Origin of the sequence: Rhizobium leguminosarum (assembly GCF_002953715.1) — a bacterium.
In the GTDB taxonomy this organism is placed as follows: domain Bacteria; phylum Pseudomonadota; class Alphaproteobacteria; order Rhizobiales; family Rhizobiaceae; genus Rhizobium; species Rhizobium leguminosarum_V.
Genome location: NZ_CP025012.1, coordinates 739,113 through 757,015 on the forward strand (window position 1 = coordinate 739,113; position 17,903 = coordinate 757,015).

The 17,903-nt window shown below is 59.7% G+C and carries 17 protein-coding genes, 2 tRNA genes and 1 riboswitch; of the genes, 10 read left to right on the forward strand and 9 right to left on the reverse strand.

Annotation, left to right across the window (positions count from 1 at the left end; genetic code table 11):
* Positions 1-4: 4 nt before the first annotated feature.
* On the reverse strand, positions 5-922 hold the full coding sequence (locus tag CUJ84_RS03635; RefSeq protein ID WP_105005218.1) for an MBL fold metallo-hydrolase: 918 nt from the start codon (positions 920-922) through the stop codon (positions 5-7).
* A gap of 162 nt (positions 923-1,084) precedes the next feature.
* Here CUJ84_RS03635 and CUJ84_RS03640 point away from each other — a divergent pair.
* Positions 1,085-1,158 (forward strand) — tRNA-Gln (locus CUJ84_RS03640).
* 39 nt (positions 1,159-1,197) lie between these two features.
* Here CUJ84_RS03640 and CUJ84_RS03645 read toward each other — a convergent pair.
* Positions 1,198-2,385, reverse strand: coding sequence for an IS481 family transposase (locus CUJ84_RS03645; RefSeq protein WP_425349269.1), 1,188 nt, complete (start codon positions 2,383-2,385; stop codon positions 1,198-1,200).
* 227 nt (positions 2,386-2,612) lie between these two features.
* On the opposite strand from CUJ84_RS03645, the gene CUJ84_RS38620 reads away from it, so the two are divergent.
* The 3 genes from CUJ84_RS38620 (at position 2,613) to CUJ84_RS03665 (ending at position 5,110) form a co-directional block, all read left to right on the forward strand.
* Positions 2,613-3,251 (forward strand): nucleotidyltransferase domain-containing protein, encoded by a 639-nt coding sequence (locus CUJ84_RS38620; protein WP_245457517.1) that lies wholly within the window; start codon positions 2,613-2,615, stop codon positions 3,249-3,251.
* 8 nt (positions 3,252-3,259) lie between these two features.
* Complete coding sequence (locus CUJ84_RS03660) at positions 3,260-3,679, forward strand: hypothetical protein (protein WP_244665954.1); 420 nt, start codon at positions 3,260-3,262, stop codon at positions 3,677-3,679.
* Positions 3,680-3,931: 252 nt separating this feature from the next.
* Positions 3,932-5,110, forward strand: coding sequence for a DUF4268 domain-containing protein (locus CUJ84_RS03665; RefSeq protein ID WP_105005220.1), 1,179 nt, complete (start codon positions 3,932-3,934; stop codon positions 5,108-5,110).
* A 130-nt stretch (positions 5,111-5,240) separates the two neighbouring features.
* Here CUJ84_RS03665 and CUJ84_RS03670 read toward each other — a convergent pair whose 3' ends face one another.
* Positions 5,241-6,020 (reverse strand): SDR family NAD(P)-dependent oxidoreductase, encoded by a 780-nt coding sequence (locus CUJ84_RS03670; protein ID WP_105005221.1) that lies wholly within the window; start codon positions 6,018-6,020, stop codon positions 5,241-5,243.
* 473 nt (positions 6,021-6,493) lie between these two features.
* Complete coding sequence (locus CUJ84_RS03675) at positions 6,494-7,102, reverse strand: TetR/AcrR family transcriptional regulator (RefSeq protein WP_105005222.1); 609 nt, start codon at positions 7,100-7,102, stop codon at positions 6,494-6,496.
* A gap of 111 nt (positions 7,103-7,213) precedes the next feature.
* On the opposite strand from CUJ84_RS03675, the gene CUJ84_RS03680 reads away from it, so the two are divergent.
* The 3 genes from CUJ84_RS03680 to CUJ84_RS03690 all read left to right on the forward strand — a co-directional run bounded on the left by CUJ84_RS03680 (position 7,214) and on the right by CUJ84_RS03690 (position 11,704).
* Positions 7,214-7,900, forward strand: coding sequence for a PspA/IM30 family protein (locus CUJ84_RS03680; protein ID WP_105005223.1), 687 nt, complete (start codon positions 7,214-7,216; stop codon positions 7,898-7,900).
* A 33-nt stretch (positions 7,901-7,933) separates the two neighbouring features.
* Entirely contained in the window at positions 7,934-8,215 is a 282-nt protein-coding gene (locus tag CUJ84_RS03685) for a YiaA/YiaB family inner membrane protein (RefSeq protein WP_003546080.1), read from the forward strand.
* 93 nt (positions 8,216-8,308) lie between these two features.
* A complete protein-coding gene (locus tag CUJ84_RS03690; protein WP_105005224.1) occupies positions 8,309-11,704 on the forward strand; it encodes an acyl-[ACP]--phospholipid O-acyltransferase in 3,396 nt (1,131 codons plus the stop codon).
* Between the two features lie 218 nt (positions 11,705-11,922).
* Here CUJ84_RS03690 and CUJ84_RS03700 read toward each other — a convergent pair whose 3' ends face one another.
* Positions 11,923-12,330: a hypothetical protein gene (locus tag CUJ84_RS03700; RefSeq protein ID WP_041935634.1), complete on the reverse strand. Its 408-nt coding sequence runs from the start codon at positions 12,328-12,330 to the stop codon at positions 11,923-11,925.
* 261 nt (positions 12,331-12,591) lie between these two features.
* Between CUJ84_RS03700 and CUJ84_RS03705 the strand changes: the two genes are divergently transcribed.
* Positions 12,592-12,668: transfer RNA gene (locus CUJ84_RS03705), tRNA-Pro, on the forward strand.
* A 750-nt stretch (positions 12,669-13,418) separates the two neighbouring features.
* Here CUJ84_RS03705 and CUJ84_RS37840 read toward each other — a convergent pair.
* Genes CUJ84_RS37840 through CUJ84_RS03715 form a run of 3 tightly spaced genes read right to left on the reverse strand, consistent with a single transcriptional unit; the run spans position 13,419 to position 14,327 of the window.
* Positions 13,419-13,592, reverse strand: a complete 174-nt coding sequence (locus CUJ84_RS37840) for a hypothetical protein (protein WP_158686901.1) — start codon at positions 13,590-13,592, stop codon at positions 13,419-13,421.
* 58 nt (positions 13,593-13,650) lie between these two features.
* Positions 13,651-14,079, reverse strand: a complete 429-nt coding sequence (locus CUJ84_RS03710) for a type II toxin-antitoxin system VapC family toxin (RefSeq protein WP_105005225.1) — start codon at positions 14,077-14,079, stop codon at positions 13,651-13,653.
* Positions 14,076-14,327, reverse strand: a complete 252-nt coding sequence (locus tag CUJ84_RS03715; RefSeq protein WP_105005226.1) for a type II toxin-antitoxin system Phd/YefM family antitoxin — start codon at positions 14,325-14,327, stop codon at positions 14,076-14,078. The genes CUJ84_RS03710 and CUJ84_RS03715 overlap by 4 nt, the downstream gene beginning before the upstream one ends.
* 318 nt (positions 14,328-14,645) lie before the next feature.
* Positions 14,646-14,723: riboswitch (ZMP/ZTP riboswitch) on the forward strand.
* Positions 14,724-14,744: 21 nt separating this feature from the next.
* Here CUJ84_RS03715 and CUJ84_RS03720 point away from each other — a divergent pair.
* Complete coding sequence (locus tag CUJ84_RS03720; protein ID WP_245457518.1) at positions 14,745-15,830, forward strand: bifunctional folylpolyglutamate synthase/dihydrofolate synthase; 1,086 nt, start codon at positions 14,745-14,747, stop codon at positions 15,828-15,830.
* The gene (locus CUJ84_RS38625; RefSeq protein ID WP_432444902.1) at positions 15,785-16,144 is read left to right on the forward strand and encodes a glutamate ligase domain-containing protein; all 360 of its coding nucleotides are present in this window, start codon (positions 15,785-15,787) and stop codon (positions 16,142-16,144) included. Before CUJ84_RS03720 ends, CUJ84_RS38625 begins: the two co-directional genes overlap by 46 nt.
* A 79-nt stretch (positions 16,145-16,223) precedes the next feature.
* Here the strand turns inward: CUJ84_RS38625 and CUJ84_RS03725 are convergent, their stop codons facing one another.
* Complete coding sequence (locus tag CUJ84_RS03725) at positions 16,224-17,810, reverse strand: hypothetical protein (RefSeq protein ID WP_105005227.1); 1,587 nt, start codon at positions 17,808-17,810, stop codon at positions 16,224-16,226.
* Positions 17,811-17,903: the final 93 nt, after the last annotated feature.

Sequence of the window (17,903 nt, forward strand, 5' to 3'; positions counted from 1 at the left end):
ATCCTCATGACCTTGGCGCCGGCCGGTAGGTGGCGGCAAGCGTTGGCGGCCCATCCGCCGCAATCTCGCCGCGCTCCAAAAGATCCTCGATATGGGCGAGCACGGAAAGGGCGGCCGCCCCGTGCAGCTTCGGATCGGTATCGCGATAGATCACCTTGACCATCTCGGTTATCCGCTCATCGCCCGCCCGGACACGCGCCAGCACCGCCTGCTCGCGCCTGAGGCGATGCGCCTTCAGCGCCTTGAGGAAGCTCGAGGGTTCCGTCACCGGCCCGCCATGGCCGGGAAGCAGCAGCCGGTCGTCGCGTTCAATCAGCCGGTCGAGCGAGGCCATGTAATCCGCCATCGAACCATCCGGCGGCGCGACGATCGAGGTCGACCAGGCCATGACGTGATCGCCCGAGAATAGGATGTCACGGCCCGCAAGCGCGAAGGCGGCATGATTGGCCGTATGCCCCGGCGTCAGCACCGCCGTCAGCGCCCAGCCATCGCCCGATAGGGTCTGACCGTCACCGAGCGCAATATCGGGCACGAATGATAGATCCGAGCTTTCGGAGAAGGGATTGATCTCGCCCTCGCGCAGCGGCCGCGCCGGCCGGTGCGGCCCTTGCCCCACCGTCACCGCCCCTGTTGCCGCCTGCAGGCGCTTGGCCAGCGGCGAGTGGTCGCGATGCGTGTGGCTGACGAAGATATGCGTCACCGCGCGCCCGGCAAGAGCTGCCATCAGCGCTTGATAATGCGCCTCGTCCTCCGGCCCGGGATCGATGACCGCGACGGAGGAAGAGCCGACGATATAGCTGTTGGTGCCGAAAAAGGTGAAAGGCCCGGGATTGTTCACTGTAACCCGCTCGACACCTGAAACAACCGGCACGGCCTGCCCATAGGCCGGCTCGAAAGCGAGGTCGAATGCGGGACTGTCCATGAAGGAATGATCTCGGGCCAATGACGTCGCCACTTCCTAGCACGACGACGGGTGCTGCGCAGCGCATAAATCTGCGCCGGGTTAAACTTAGTCATTGTGACAGGCGAAGAGCTTTGCTAATCAGGCGTCGATTTGAGCAGGCGGTTTCCGCTCAAGCTCTGGTGGGGCGTCGCCAAGCGGTAAGGCAACGGTTTTTGGTACCGTCATCCCTGGTTCGAATCCAGGCGCCCCAGCCAAGCATTTCCGGGGTCCGTTCTGGACACATAGGTTACGGTTTATTCCTGAGACATAGGTAACACTTTTGGACCGAAAGGGTTCGGCAAAGGTTCAAGCCTGCATGTCTCATCATCGAAGTATCCCAGATCGTAATCCATAAAGCTTGTAAGCCAGATATGGTCTTCGACCTGTTTGATGCCGACGGCCTGACCGGCGAAGACCAGACTGAGATTGATCTTCTTCCGCTTGTAGCAGATGCGTCCGCATGTTGTGACGGTGACTGTCTGGTCGTGGAGCGGGTAGTCGAGATCGGGTAGGCCGCGGTAGGCGCGCGGTGAAGCGTCGTAGCATTCTGCCGGGCAGGCCATGTTGAGCGCCTGGTGGGGCCGCTCGGTGTTGAACTCCTCGACGAAGTCGTCGAAGCGGGCTTGCTGCTGCAGGAAATTGTCTCCGGCCGGCTTGGTTGTCTCAAGTTTCAGTGTCAGATGCATGCGCTCGTGGCGGCCGTTCTGCTGCGGATGGCCGGGCTTGATGCGCTCGATGTCGATACCGAGCCTGAGCCACCAGACGGCGAGCCGCGACAGATTGAACAGTCCGTTGGGGCTGGCGAAAGGCACTCCGTTGTCGGTTCTGATCGCCTTGGGCAGGCCGAACTCCTTGAAGACGCGTTCGAAAACGGTAAAGGCGTAGACTTCCTTGGTCGTGTGCAACGCTTCGCAGGCCAAAAGATAGCGGCTGGCGAAGTCGGTGATCGTCAATGGGTAGCAATAGCGCTTATCGGCAAGCATGAACTCGCCTTTGTAATCGGCGCACCACAGGTCGTTGGGCAGCCCTGGATTGGAGAGGGCTGTTCCTTCAGCCCTGTTGCGCCGCCGCCTACCGTGCTTGACCAGGCCGTTGCGGTCGAGGACGGCATGCACGGTTGAGATCGCCGGTGTGTGAACATCCGGATATAGCCGCGCCAGCCGCTCCCTGATCTTTGGTGCGCCCCAGTTGGGCTTGTCCTGCTTGGTCCGCACAATCAGCTTCTCGATTTGGAAAGGAAGCTGATTGGCGTGCCGGTAAGGCCGTCGCGATCGATCTGTCAGTCCTTCCAGACCGCTGTCGTTATAGCGGCTGATGATCTTGTGACCGGTCTTGCGGGAGATGCCGAATTCGCGGCACAGCGCCGCTATCTTCTCGCCATCCAGAACCCGCGCAACGAATTTGAGACGCTCGTCCATGCGGTTGCACTCCTGCCAAGGCACCTTCGCTCTCCTCGCAAAGGCAAAAAGTGTAACCCATGTCTCCGGTATGAACTGTCACCCCTCTCTCGGGAAGGACATCACGCTTTTATTCCTAATCTTTGCGCCTTTATGAGGCGGCGCTGTTGTCGCCTATGGTAACATTCTATAGATAACCATAGGATTGTATTTATATCTTTATTGTTATATAGATATAATTATAATTATATAGATATCTATGCGAGGCCTTCATGGCGCGACCAAAACCAGAAAGCGCTCTGCGCTTCCCGCTTTCAACAATTTTTGGGACCGAAGCGAATGTGCGGGTGATGCGGGAATTATCGCTTCACGGCGGGCAATTGAGTGTTGGCAATCTCATAAGCCGAACCAAGATATCCCGCCCTCCCATACTCGCCTCGTTGGCAACCCTCACAAGTTTTCAAATCGTTACAGAGATTGGAACCGGATATGCCCGTCTTTTTAGTCTCAATCGAGGCTCACCATTCTCTATCCCGGTGCAAGCCCTGTTCGAGACGGAGGAAAGCCGTTTTGCCGATATCCTTGCCGCAGTGAAAGAATGCGCCTCCCTCTTCGGGGACAAAGTTGTGGCGGCATGGGTATTTGGGAGCGTAGCGAGGGGGGAAGACAACGCCTCAAGCGATTTGGATGTGGCGTTCATAACTGATGCGCCAGACATCGAAACGATACAAAACGGAAGCATCGATTTTCTAGCAGCCAAAGGAAAAGAGTTATCCTTTGCGCCATCGATCAACACCCTGTCTATCACTGACCTGAAACGATTGCGCCAAAGCGACGATCCCTTGTGGAAAGCGTTTCTAAACGAAGGACTGGTAGTTCTTGGACCTCGTCCTGAATCAATAACGATGTGAAGATTACGTTGACCAGAAGTGGCCCTTCGAAACCCTCCGACGCTCGCCATGGTGCAAATCGCTTGATAATCGCCAGGGGATTTCTGGAATCGGCTAAATTGCAAATCAGCAGTGCTCAAGCAGGAACACTCGGAAATCCGATTGCTGCGACTGTGGTCAACGCGGCAATCGCCTATACGGATGCACTCACGGCAACCTTCGCGAATAAGATCAATCAAAACGATCATGCAGCGGTCATCAAGACTTTGCGAGACGCATTGGGAAATCGACTGCCAAAATCTCAGGAGACCAGGCTAACTCGCATTCTCGGCAACAAAGACTTAGCCCAATACGGCGGCCGTTTCATGCTGCTATCCGATGCGGAATCTCTATTCGAGCAGTTGAAGGAATACGCAGAGTGGGTGGAAAACGAGATGACCCGCCGCTGACCTGACCTCTATGCCAGTCGCCGCGGCGCGCTATGATGAGCATGCGGTGAAACAGTGCTCGAAACATCGAGCTCATTCGCTATCGTCCATTCTGCGAAGATGTCCTGCGTGGTCCTTCTCATCTTCCGAATCGGGTTTGACACTACGGCATCACGCCGTGCTACTGAAGACGCATCGGGAAGTTGAATAACCGCGAGGTGGGAGCATGCCCGTCAAAAAGGTAGTGGCCGGTAGGCCTGCGAGTGTGGCCTAATGTTTCGTGTTGATAGAACCGAAAATAGAATCGCGCGCCTTGCGCAAAGACGTTTCGGTGAGCTTGCATTGCGCGAGCGGGATCATCTGCAGGAATGGCTTGTGCACCAGCCAGATGCACTTGGCGAAGAGCTGCTCATCATCCAGAAAGAGTTTGACGGGTTCGACGAGACGCGTGAGCGGCTGGACCTTCTTGCGCTCGACAAGGCGGGCAACCTCGTCGTCATCGAGAACAAGCTTGATGACTCAGGCCGCGACGTGACTTGGCAGGCACTGAAATACACCGCCTATGTGTCGGGGCTCAACAAGCAACAGATTGTCGAGATCTACCAGCAGTATCTCGACCGTTATTGCGGGGGTGGCTCGGCGGTCGAACGCATCTGCGAATTCATCGAGGTGGAAGAGCTTCAAGAGACGGTGCTGAATCCGGGCAACGGGCAGCGCATGATGTTCATCGCTGCCAATTTTCGGCGCGAGGTGACGGCAACAGTGCTGTGGCTACTCAGTCGTGGCATTCGTGCCCAGTGCTTTCGCGTCGTGCCCTACAGCTTCGGCGACGAGTTATTCATTGACCTGCAGCAGATCATCCCAACGCCGGAGGCTGCCGATTACATGATCGGCATCTCTTCGAAGGAGGTGGAGGAGACAAATGCGCAGGGTGTACAGGCGCGTCGGCATCAGTTGCGGCTTCGGTTCTGGGCTCGTGCGTTGGAGCGATTACGCGCGGATGGCATTACCCTCTTTGCCAATGTTAATCCTAGTCGTGATCATTGGCTCAATGCTGGCTCTGGCGTAAGAGGGTGTCCTTTTACGATGGCTTTTGCCCGCGGCGAAGTTCGCGTCGAAGTCAACCTTGCGCGCCCTGATCGTGACGAGAACAAGTGGCTTTTCGATCGGCTCGAAGCTGACAGGTCTGCAATCGAGGCTAGATTCGGTGGGGAGATGAGCTGGTCTCGGCTCGACGAGAGGAAACAGAGCCGGATTTCCTATTCCCATCCATTCGATGGCTTCGAGGCCGACAACTGGCCGGAAATGCTCAATTGGTTGTCGGAGCACATACGCAAGCTGGAAGGGGCGTTCCGACAGCCACTAGCGCAATATGCGCGTTCTATTCCCAGTGTTGATGAAACAGCAGAAGAGCTGGCGCGAGTGAGCGAATCCCTTGACCCATCGACGTAGACGCGGCATCAAGGCCACAGCCAAGTGACGATGAGGACGCCCGCGCCGACCTGACGGCGGAGAGGCGGCAGCGTGGGCCGAGTGCAATGCACTCGAAATGCGGAACGCCCGTTCAATCGACCTTGGGTTCTTAACTGCCATCCGCAAACAGCTGGACGCCAGTCAACTCCGCCAGCCTCCCCACCAACGCATCCTGAAACCCAACATCAGTCATCTCCGCCGCCGCCTCCCGCTGCTGCCGATGATACCAATACCCGCCGCTGACCTTGGCGGCTCCCGTATCGCTGGCCGCAAGCCATGTCTGGGTGAGGTGCCCCATTTCGAGGTCATCGGGCGCGCCGGCGCCGCCCATCTTTGTCGGCACCCAGCCGGGCTCCACCGCATTGCTGAGAACATTGGGCCAATGGCGGGCGACAGCGGCGGCGAGGGTCGCGATATAGAGCTTGCTTTCCGAGTAGGCCTGGCTGGCGTTCCACGGCCGCTTCTTCCAGTCGATATCGTCAAGGGCGCTGCTGCCGCTGCGGTGCATGCCGCTGGTGAGATAGACCAGGCGATCGGGGCGCGTGATCCAGGCGGTGAGCAGATAGGGGGCAAGCACATTCACCGCCAGCGTCTTGGCGTGGCCTTCCGGCGTTTCGCCGCGGCTCCTCTCGAGGTAGATGCCGGCATTGTGGATGACGGCGTCCATGCGGCCGATGGCGTTGACCTGCTCGGCAATCGATCGCGTTTCCGTGGTGCTGGCGAGATCGCCGATGACAAGCCCAAGCGTCGCAGCTGAAATCTCTGAGATGGCGGAGGCGCGCTCCCGGGAGCGGGCATGCAGCACGACGTCATGGCCCTCCTTCATCAGAGTGCGGGCGGCGGCAAGGCCGAGGCCATCGGAGGAACCGGTGATGAAAATACGGCTCATGGGGTGTCCTTTCGCGGCGGCGTGGAGGGCGTCAGTCAAGCAGCTTTCATTGGGTTGCTCAACGGAGGAGTTGGGAGATGGGTTCCCGTGCTCCCAGGTGAGGATCCATGGGAATTTACCGATCGGGATATTTCGGGATGTGGAGCAGGGTTGAGCCTTATGAATTTTCCCGCTCGGTAATATGGATGGTGGCGCTTCGCAGGTCTGTCCTCCCAGCGTGAGGATTTACGGCTGGCCCTCCGTGCGGATGCCTGCCCCTCACCCTAACCCTCTCCCCGTAAAAAAACGGGGAGAGGGGACGTGCCAAACGGAGGGTAGAGATGGAGGAAGCCGGCGCGGCATGTCCCTTCGCTCCGTTTACGGGGGTCCGAAGGACGGGTCGAGACGTGTGGCTCGACCCTGGCAGTGGCGGCAGCCGGATGAGGGGCTGGTCTCGCCGATCTCCTGAGCCCGGACCAAAATACTACCCCCCATCACCCCCGCCGCCGCTCCGCCCCCGCCGCAATCGTCTGCACCAGCTCATCCACCTCCCGCGCCAGCCGCTCCAGCGGCAAGCCGACGAAGCGGCCTTCGAGGCTGATGCTGACGACGCCATGCACCGCGCCGAAGAGGGTGCGGGCGCGGATGGCGCGGTCTTCGGGGGGCATGTCGGGTTGCAGTTCGGCCAGCGGTTCGGCGATCACATCCATCAGGAAGAGGTGCTCGTTAAGATGCCATTGCGGCGTTGGGCTCGATTCCGGCGGGAAGTGCTCGAACAGCGCCTTCCAGAGGTTCCGGTGCTCGACGGCGAAGCTCAAGTAACCCTGCGCCAGGTTGCGCAGCCGGTCGGTCGGCGGCCGGTCCTTGGCTTTATCAAGGGTGAGCCTCGCCTCCAGCGCCTTCAGCGTCGCGGAGTTGACGTGGATGACGAGCTCGGCGAGGTCTGAAAAGACCGTGTAGAGGCCGCCAAGCGCGCAGCCGGCATCCTGGGTGATGTCGCGGGCCCTGAGATTTGCCAGCCCGTCTCTGGCGATCCGCTCGCGTGCCGCCTCGATCAGCCGGGCCTTCAGGTCTTCGCGTTTTTCTTCTCGCCTACCGGCCATTCACCATTCCACTTCGATTGTTTGAACGTCGTTCAAAATTTATCTTGAACGACGTTCATGATTCTGGCATAACACCTATCGTGAACAACGTTCATAAACCGGAGGAAGGAAATGTTCAAACTGATTTCCATTTTGTTGCGGGGCAGGGCGCATGATGCCGAGCAGGCTTTGGCCGACTGCCACGCCGTGCCGCTGCTTTCCCAGCAGATCCGCGATGCCGCCCAATCGATCCAGTCGGCCCGCCGCAGTGTCGCGGTCGCCATCGCCCAGAACGAACAGGAGAAGGGGCAGCACGCAACGATCGTTGCCCGCATCGCCGATCTCGAAGTTCGCGCTTCCGCGGCACTCACCAAGGGCAATGAGGGCCTGGCTCGCGAGGCGGCCGAGGCGATCGCCTATCTCGAAGCCGAGCGCGATGCGTCCGAGAAGGCGCAGAGCCAGTTCACCAGCGCGATCGACAAGCTGAAGGGCATCGTCCGCGCCTCCGAGGCTCGGCTGCAGGAGCTGCAGCGCGGCGAGCGGCTGGCGCGTGCCACGCAGGAGGCGCAGAAGCTTGATGTTGTCGTCGCCGGTCCTGGTTTTGCGACGCTCGACGATGCCGAGGAGACCCTGGCGCGGCTTCGCCTGCGCCAGAGCCAGAATGAACTGACGGCCGCAGCCCTGAAGGACATGGAAGGCGCCATCCGCCCCGCCGGCATCATCGAGAAGCTTGCCAATGCCGGCTTCGGCGCGCCGCTGCGCTCATCCGCCGATGATGTACTGGCGCGGCTGAAGAGCCGCATCACGCCTGCTGCCTGAAATCGCATCCATCCAACCATAGGGATTAAGACAATGAACGACAGTTTCCAGAAACATTCCGCAAGCTGGGTCAGCTTCTCCTACATCTCCTTCGGCTCGGCCGCCTTCATGCTGGCGCTTGGCCTCTACATGATGCCGCTCGATCTCTGGGGCAAAGGCTATCTCGCCATGGGCATTCTGATGCTGGTGCAGACCACGGTGAATATCACCAAGACGCTGCGCGACAATGCCGAATCCGAGAAGCTGATCCGCAAGGTCGAGGATGCCCGCACCGAGAAACTCCTGGTCAAGTTCAATCGTAACGATGAAGATTGATCTTGGTTAACCACAGCGCAGAGTTGTTACCGCATTCAACTTTTGCGTAACAACTCTGTGGCCTTCTCTGCCAGTCGAAAGAGGGACGAGCCCGTGCAACACAATCTGATGACCTCCAGGAAATTCGCGCCGCTGTTCTGGACCCAGTTCCTGACGGCCTTCAACGACAATTTCCTCAAGAACACGCTGGTGTTCCTCATTCTCTTCAAGATGTCGGCCAGTGAAGGTGCCGCCCTGGTGACGCTTGCCGGCGTCATCCTCATCGTGCCCTTCCTGCTGCTCTCGGCGCTCGGCGGCGAACTGGCCGACAAGCACGACAAGGCGAAAATCGCCGAGCTGCTGAAACGCTGCGAGATCGCGGTCGCCGCCCTTGCCGTGGTCGGTCTGGCCTTCTCTTCCATCTTCGTGCTGATGGCGGCGCTGTTCGGCTTCGGCATCGTCTCAGCACTTTTCGGGCCGATCAAATACGGCATCCTGCCCGATCATCTCGAGCGCCGTGATCTGCCGAAGGCCAATGCCTGGATCGAGGGCGGCACCTTCATCGCCATCCTCGCCGGCACGATCATCGCCGCATTCGCCTTCTCCGGCGGCGACAATGTGCTGATCTTCGGCACGATGATGATGGGGCTTTCGGTGCTCTGCTGGCTGGCCAGCCGGATGATCCCGCCCACCGGCTCCAAGGCGCCGGATCTGGAAATCGATCGCAATGTCATCCGCTCCAGCTACACCCTCGTCATGGAAATCCGCGCCGATAAACGCCTGTGGCGTTCGGCGCTGATGAACTGCTGGTTCTGGCTGGTCGGCGCCTTCGTCCTCTCCATCCTGCCGACCATGGTGACCGAGCTGCTCGGCGGCTCCGAGCTCGTCGTGCCGGCCTATCTCACCGTCTTTGCCATCGCCGTTGCCGTCGGCTCGGCGATTGCCGCCTGGATGTCCTCCGGCCGCATCGTGCTGCTGCCGGCCCCTGTCGGCACGGCGCTGCTCGGCCTCTTCAGCCTCGATCTCGCCTGGAACCTCTGGGGCTTGGCTTCGGTGAGCCATGCAACGACGATCGCCACCTTCTTTGCCGGTCAGAATACCATCCGCGTCGCCATCGATCTCGCCGGCATGGCGATAGCAGGCGCCTTCATCGCCGTGCCGACCTTCGCCGCCCTGCAGACCTGGGCGCATGAGGACCGCCGCGCCCGCGTCATCGGCGCCGCCAATGTGCTGTCGGCGCTGTTCATCACCGTCGGCCTCGGCCTGGTTGCCGCCGTCCAGGCGCTCGGCGCCTCCATTCCTGAGATCCTGATCGGCCTCGGCATCATCAATTTCGCCGTCGCCTGGCTGATGCTGAAGACGCTGCCGACCAATCCCTTCCGCGATTTCATCTCGATCATGTTCCGCGCCTTCATGCGCCTCGAGGTCGAAGGTCTCGAAAATATCAAGAAGGCCGGCCGCGCGCCGATCATTGCGCTCAACCATGTCAGCCTGCTCGATGGTGCGCTGGCGCTTGCCATCACCGAGGAAGAGCCCACCTTTGCCGTCGATTACAAGATCGCCCAGGCCTGGTGGGTGCGGCCCTTCCTGAAGATGTGCAAATTCCTGCCGCTTGACCCGACAAAGCCGATGGCGACGCGTTCGCTGATCAAGGTGGTGCAGGAGGGCAACCCGATCGGCATTTTCCCCGAGGGCCGCCTGACGGTGACCGGCACGTTGATGAAGGTCTATGATGGCGCCGCCATGGTCGCCGACAAGACAGGCTCGATGGTCGTGCCGGTGAAGTTCGACGGGCTGGAGAAGAGCTATCTCTCCTATCTCGACAACGGCAAGATCCGCCGCCGGCTGTTCCCCAAGGTCAAGGTCACCATTCTCGAGCCGGTAAAACTGGAAGTGCCGCCGGAGCTGAAAGGCCGCAAGCGCCGCACGGCGGCAGGTGCCGCCCTCTATCAGGTGATGTCGAACCTGCTGTTCCAGACCGCCGATACCTCGTCGACCGTTCTGGACCGCGTCATCCAGGCCGGCCATGAATTCGGCATGGGCAAGCTTGCCGTCGAAGATCCGGTCACCGGCCGGCTGACCTATGGCAAGCTCCTGACCGGGGCTGCCGTGCTCGGCGCCAAATTCCGCGCCCGCTTCCCGGAGCAGAACCTCGGCGTCATGCTGCCGAATGCCAATGGCGCCGCCGCCACGCTTCTCGGCGTGATGAGCGCGGGCAAGGTGCCGGCGATGCTGAACTTCACCGCTGGTGCCGCCAATATCCTTTCCGCCTGCAAGGCCGCCGAAGTCAAACATGTGCTGACCTCGCGCGCCTTCGTCACCCAGGCGAAGCTCGGCGCTGTCATCGAGGAGATGGAAAAGCAGGTGAAGATCGTCTGGCTCGATGATCGCAGGGCCGAAATCTCACTCAAGGACAAGATCCTTGGGCTTCTCCGCAAGGCGCGGCCGCTGGTGAAGCGCCAGCCGGATGATCCGGCCGTCATCCTCTTCACCTCGGGCTCCGAGGGCACGCCGAAGGGCGTGGTGCTGACCCACCGCAATATCCTCTCCAATGCCGCCCAGGCCGCCGCCCGCATCGATTTCCACAGCGGCGACAAGGTGTTCAACATCCTGCCGGTGTTCCATTCCTTCGGGCTGACGGCCGGCACCGTGCTGCCGCTGATCTCGGGCGTGCCGGTCTATTTCTATCCGTCGCCGCTGCATTACCGCATCGTGCCGGAGCTGATCTATGTCTCCAACGCCACGATCATCTTCGGCACCGATACCTTCCTCAACGGTTACAGCAGGACGGCGCATCCCTACGACTTCCGCTCGATCCGCTATATCTTCTCCGGCGCCGAGCCGGTGAAGGCCTCGACCCGCCAGACCTATATGGAAAAATTCGGCCTGCGCATCTTGGAAGGCTACGGCGTCACCGAGACTGCGCCGGTCATTTCGATCAACACGCCGATGTACAACAAGTCGGGCACGGTCGGCAAAATCCTGCCGGGCATGGAATGGAAGCTCGAACCGGTGCCCGGCATCGATGAGGGCGGCCGGCTGCATGTGCGCGGCGCCAATGTCATGGCGGGTTACCTCCGCGCCGAAAAGCCGGGCGTGCTCGAGCCGCTCGTCGACGGCTGGCACGATACCGGCGACATCGTCACCATCGACGAGGACGGCTTCGTCAAGATCCGCGGCCGCGCCAAACGCTTCGCCAAGATCGCCGGCGAAATGATCTCGCTCGCCGCCGTTGAGACGCTGGCCGCCGAACTCTGGCCGGGCGCGCTGTCGGTCGTCTCCTCGCTGCCCGACGCCAAGAAGGGCGAGCGCCTGGTGCTGCTCACCGACGCCCCCACCGCCACCCGCGCCGAATTCCTCGCCTTCGCCAAATCCAGGGGCGCCATGGACATGATGGTGCCGGCCGAGGTCACTATCGGCAAGGTGCCGGTACTCGGCTCCGGCAAGGTCGATTTCGTCGCGGCGCGCAAGCTGGCGGAAGCTGCGGTGCAGGGGGAGCAGGCGGCGTAATCATCGGCGCCTATGAGATCGCGAACTGCCCCTCATCCGGCTGCCACCACCTTCTCCCCGCAGGCGGGGAGAAGGGACATGCCGCGCCGGCTTTCCCCAACCTCGACGCCGCGTTTGGCACGTCCCCTCGCCCCGTTTACGGGGAGAGGGCTAGGGTGAGGGGCAGCGCCCGGCACAAACCGGACAGCATCGGCCCCGCATCTCAGACAAACCGTCCGTTACTTCTGTTCCGGCGCCAAAAACTCTGCGCAATAGGACGGACCGTCGACGCCGGGGATGTCGGCGACGGTGCGGATGTCGCGGATGGTGTAGTCGGAGCTGGTGGTGATTTCGGCCTGGCAGCGCAGATAGGCGGTGCGGGCGGACGCGATCTGCTTGCCGCGCTTGCCGTCGGCGCCTTCGGCATATTTCGCCGGAATGCGCACGGTCTTGTAGCCGCCGCGCCAGGTATAGACGGTGGTCGAGCCTTGCTCGCTGTCGCTGATCGGCGGCCCATAGGCGGCAAAGAAGATGCCGGCCGATTTGCCGACCCAGCGGGCCTCGATCGGATTGCCGGCGGAAGGTATGGTCGTGCATCCGGCAAGCGCAATTGCAAGCCCGGCCGCGGTCATGGTGCGGAAATTCATCGTGTCGTCCCTGATCTCAAGCGCATGGTTGCGAAGCCACCCTCGCGAGCGGTTTCGCCTGTCCCGTCTGCCCTTTAGCGCGGAACCTGGCAAAAGAAAATTGCTCCTTTGAGACTTCCGTTCGATTTGCGAGAGGTGTGGCTTTTTGCTGCAGCCGCTGACCTCCCGACCTGTCACAACCCCGTCAAAAAATCCGCCGGCTTTTTGGAATTTGGTGCTTGTGCAACCAGATAGGCTGTTCTATAGAAGCGCCGCTGGTCACGGAGTGTAGCGCAGTCTGGTAGCGCACCACGTTCGGGACGTGGGGGTCGAGTGTTCGAATCACTCCACTCCGACCAGCTAGAAACCCCGCTCCGGCGGGGTTTTTCGTTTGTGTCGCTGCTATGTCGATTTTTGCCGGGCAATGATTACGGCAACGATTGATCATCTCTTGCGACCAACTCTCCCCGTAGTGAACGCCGCGCCAACGTTGGCTTGGTGATCCGGGTGGTGATGGCCATAGGTCTTCTCCGGCGTCTCCAGGGAATTCAAGCAGGCTTTTTGGTCGGCGCCGGCCGGGTAGGGGCCATCGAATGGAACCAACCGCGGCCAGCGCCGTTATATGCGAGGGAGTCCCACCATGAGCAACGCCTGGCAGGCGCAAACGAGATGGTGATGGTCCTCCCGGGAGAACGCACATGGATCTCACAACCCTTCTCATCATCGTTGTGATACTTCTTTTGCTAGGCGGCGGCGGCTGGTACGGCCGGGGACGCTGGTATTAAACGACGGTCGACGTGGCACGCATCACTGGGTTGACGAGCGCTCCGGCTAACTGAGCGCGGCGGGACGGCGCCAATGCGGTTCGGTTGCGATACGGCAATGAGTGGCAACGATTGGGCGGAACAGAACGTGTTTTAGCGTCACGTTCGAACGCGAAAAAGCCCGGCAATGCAGGGCTTTTGAGATTATTATCGTTGTTTGGGACGTGGGAAGCGAGTGTTCGATCACTCCACTCCGACCAGTCTGACCCCTTGCACAATAAGGGGTTTCACTCCCGAACCGACTTCCCCTGGTGGTGATTTGCGGAATACGATTGCCAGTTGCCGCTATTCTGGCCATCCAAGCGTGTTATACCAACCGTAATGCTTCATAATTGGCGTAACGGTCGGCATGATGACCGTCAGCACAAAAAATAAAATGGCAATCGTGACTAGCTGATTGAGCAGTCTCTCAATTTTCTGTTGCCCAGCAATCAGTTGTCTCAGTAATTCGTCGGACATTCAGTTCGCTCCCTGTCTCTAATTAAATCCAATGCCCATCATTGTTCGTGAACGTCAATTACCTCGCGCCGGTCATTGCGAGCGGCGGGAAATGCCGCAGGTTTTCCGTGATGACGGTGAGGTCATAGGCTCGTGCGGTCGCCGCGATGATGAGATCGCCCAGGCCAGGATGGCGGCCCTGGCTTTCGGCTTCGTCTTTGAGGGCGCCGACGATGCGTGCGACAACGGTATCCATCGGCAATATCCGATCGCCGAAACTCTCGGTGATGACGTCCAGCCATGCTGAAAGGCGCTTTGCCCGCTCGATCCCGCCGCGACGGTGAAGGCTCCGCATTCCCTTCTCGATCTCCGCGACTGATAGAGCCGACAGAAACAGGCTATCGGCTTCGCCCTGCTCATGAAACCATGCCCGCACCGGATCGGACGGCGGCGCCTTGCCCGGCGCGAACTTCGAAATGATGTTCGTATCGAGAAGGTAGGCGGTCACAGATCGATATCCCGCATTTTCGAAGGGTTCCGCTCCAGCTCGCCCCCGCCGGGAAACGTCAACAGGAAATCCCCGAAATTCGGCCGCGGCTTCTTCAAAGCCCTTTTCGCCGCCTCGGCCGCTTCGACGGACACAAGCACGGCAGCGGGCTTTCCGTGCCGCGTGATCGTCACGAATTCCCCGCTTGCCGCTTCATCGACCAGACCGGCGAAACCGGCCTTTGCCTCTGCGACGCTGATCGTCGACATTGCGGCCTCCTGTCTTAAATGACCATATATGGTCAAATTAGACATGGACGCCGACGGAATCAAGAGGGGAAATTTCCAAGGGTGCAGCGGCGCTTTAGAATCAACCGACCGAAAACCCATCCTTCCTCTCGGTTATAATTTTTCTGCAGGAAAGTTATAACCGAGGCGCGGCTGGCGGAAGCTAGGTGCATCGGCATCGCACGAACCAAGTTCGGGCAGATCCCAGGTTTTGAGCTGTGTCTCCATCCAGCTGCCCCAAGCGCAATTTGCGCTTCAAACGAGCGCCACTCTGGATTTCGGAATCATCTATGCTAGCATCGATGCCTGCGTGACTGGCGATGAAGGTGGATACCACCGGGGAGCGTGGGAATTTGGCCGCTCGCCTGGGCATCTGGATCATTTTTGAGAAGGTGCCCCATGTCGTCCCACATCGAAAGTGAACGGCTTTCGAATTCTCTAGCCGAACTTGATCAACTCACGAATTGGGAACGCCGGCCGCGCGGCGATATGCGGGTCGATTTGGAGCCGATGCGCGATCTCGCTCGTCGGCTTGGCGATCCCCAGAACAGCTTCCGTATCGTCCATGTGGCCGGCACCAAGGGCAAAGGCTCGACTTGCGCCCTGATCGAAGCGGGTCTTGCGCGGGCGGGGTTCGCTGTCGGGCGATATGCCTCGCCGCATGTCATGCACATCACCGAGCGGGTTAGCATTCACGGCCGTCCGGTCGGCGAGGAGCGCCTGGCGGACGCGCTCGGGGCAGCGCTCTCGGCGTTCAAAGACGCAAGGCGGGAGGCGACGGACGGGCAGAGAGCGACCTGGTTCGATATTCTGACGGTTTCGGCCTTGCTGATCTTCAGCTTGGAAGGGGTAGAATGGGCCGTTCTCGAAACCGGTCTTGGAGGGCGATGGGACTCGACCAATATCGTTCAAAGCGATGTCGCGGTTATCACCAATATCGATCTTGAGCACACCGAAATCCTCGGCAAAACCCGCGCAGCCATTGCCTTCGAAAAGGCAGGAATCATAAAGCGCGGCGCGGCGGTCGTCACACTCCTGCCGGAGGCGGACGAGGCGGGTGCTGTCGTATCCGCCCGTGCAGAAGAACTCGGCTGTGCCGTGCGACGCCCCACCGTGCCGGCCGGTGCAACGATCGAGCAGCGGAATGTTGCCCTGGCGGGAGCGGTTCTGGATGAACTCGGGAAAATGGGCGTGATGACAAAGGGCGCCAGCGCGATGTCTGAGCCTCTAGAGCAATTCCAGCAAAAGTGCGCAGCGGTTTTGCGTCCGGAATTGCGTGAAAACAAAGAGATAGAGCATTTCCGTGATTCGGAGAAAACGGAAATGCTCTGGGAGAACAACTCCTCGATCCCTCAACGATCGAAGCTGCCCGCCTGCCGGGACGGCTCGAAAAACTCGCCGTCGACACCAGCCACGGCGAGAATGCCAAGGTCAATGTGGTGCTGGACGGAGCGCATGTTCCCTTCAACCTTGCTGCGGTTCTGAGTGACCTCCGGCAGGAAGAAAAATACCGCGCTCCCTGCATTGCCGTCATGTCAATCGCGGACGACAAGGACGCAGCTGGCTTGCTGTCGACGATGACGCACCACGATATATCGATCATCTTCACCACCGTGGGCGCCAGATCGCTTTCGCCGGAACAGTTGAAGACGATTGCAGACACCCTCGGGCTGCTGAGCATCGTCATGCTGGACCCGCTTGAGGCCTATCAAGAAGCACTGGCGGGCGCCACGGAATCGGGCGCATGGGTTCTCGTGACAGGATCGCTCTATCTCGTCGGCATCATCCGTTCGACATGAGCGGGTGTGAATGACTCCGACCGGAACGCGGTGGAGAAGAAGCCGCGGCCGATGGAACGTGCGGCGCTGTGCTGCGGTCTCAGCCGCCGACTGTGATTTCACCATCCGCAACACGTTTAACGAATATCTTCAAACCGTCATGCCTCAGTTTCTTCCAACCGCCGTCGGAAACCATTGATTTCGCCAGATCGGCAAACCCCTTGGTGAGGTAGGGCACCTGCGATGCCGGTCGTTTGCCGAGCGCTTGAATCAAGCAGTCAGTTCTTGGCGGGGACGAGAACGTGTTTCCTGAACGTTGCATGCCGATCTCCACATGATCTGTGCCGTCTGGAAATCTGATCGTCCCATAGCCGCACTTGGCCGCCGCATTCACTTCGGCCTTGGAGAGCTTGTCTTGCAGAACAAATGACAGCTGGCTGAAAGTCTTGTCGGTGTAGTCGAACTGACCCAGTATGATGAAGTCCAGTTCGTTCTGCCCCTTCTTGGCGCCTTTGATCTTGCCAAAGAAGTCGGAATTCACCTTGGTGTCTTTGCCTGTCGTCAGGGCGAGCATTTCGCCCAGCTTGATATAGGTCCTCGGTTTTGACGAAACGTTTTCGGTACCAGCCGCGGCGTTGCCTGAAGGCAGGCTGGCGGTCTCCGGCTTGGCATAGGCGTCAGCGAAGGCTTGCAGTGTCGTGAGGTTGAGCGCTTGGGGAAGCGAACCGCTCTCGAACTTGCGGCAGGAGAGCGCGGCTTGCCGGGTTGCCTTGTCAGGCTTGCCCTCGACATTCCCCGGCTTGCAGCCCAAATGAGCCAGTTGCTGCTGCAACCTCTTGAGCAAAACGGCTTGTTCGGCGGAATAGTCGCTGACACCGCGGGTCACACTGACATTGCGGACATCGATGCCGATACCATCCGGCTGCACCACGTCAAACTGGGACGTATGATGGTCATAGTTCTTCCAGTCATTGCCCCAACCCATCATCACCGGGCCGAGAATGAAGTTGAATGATTTTGGGTCGCGGTTTGATTGCGGCTCGCACTCGTTCGATTCCCAGCAATGCGGAGCCTGGTTGCTTGCTTCGCCTTCGGCGGCATAGATCACCTTGTTGTCGCAGCTTGCCGTAACCCATCCGCTCTCATCGTTTGCCCATCGGATTTTCAGCGAGAATGTCGCCCATTTGCCGAAGTCTTCCGGTTTTTGGCACTGGCGGGCGAGAAAGTTCACGCCGTTGCGCGTGTCGGCTTTCAGCATGTAGATGAAATTGTGGATTGCCGGTCCTTCCCAGGACGCGAAACGCAAATGGCTGTCCCAGCCATCGGGATAAAAGCCATTTGCGGAGTTGTTGCGCCAGCCCTTGTAGGCAAAAGTCGGATCGAGCCGGAAATCAAACTTGTATTCGACGCTTTCGCCAGCCTTCATGTCTCGCGTATAGCGGATCGTTGAGCGGACGTTGCCATTGCGACAATCATTTTCGCCGCGTCCATCTCCATAGTCGACATGGGAACACTGACGGTCGAATATCTCAAACCGGGTCACGCCGTCCTTGACCTCCGGTCTGACCGATCCGTTGAACTTGTGGCGCTCAAAACCTTTGGGAAGCGGATCGGCAGTCGCTGCAGCGTGGGTCGCAAAAACCATAAGCACGCCAACCGCCAATCCAACTATGTGATTTTTCAGCATAGCCCCATCTCCAAATTGGACTCCAACCATATCACGATCTCTCTTGGAGGGTCGGGCTTAGATCAGGTTCAGATCGGTGCGGATGCAAGGTAG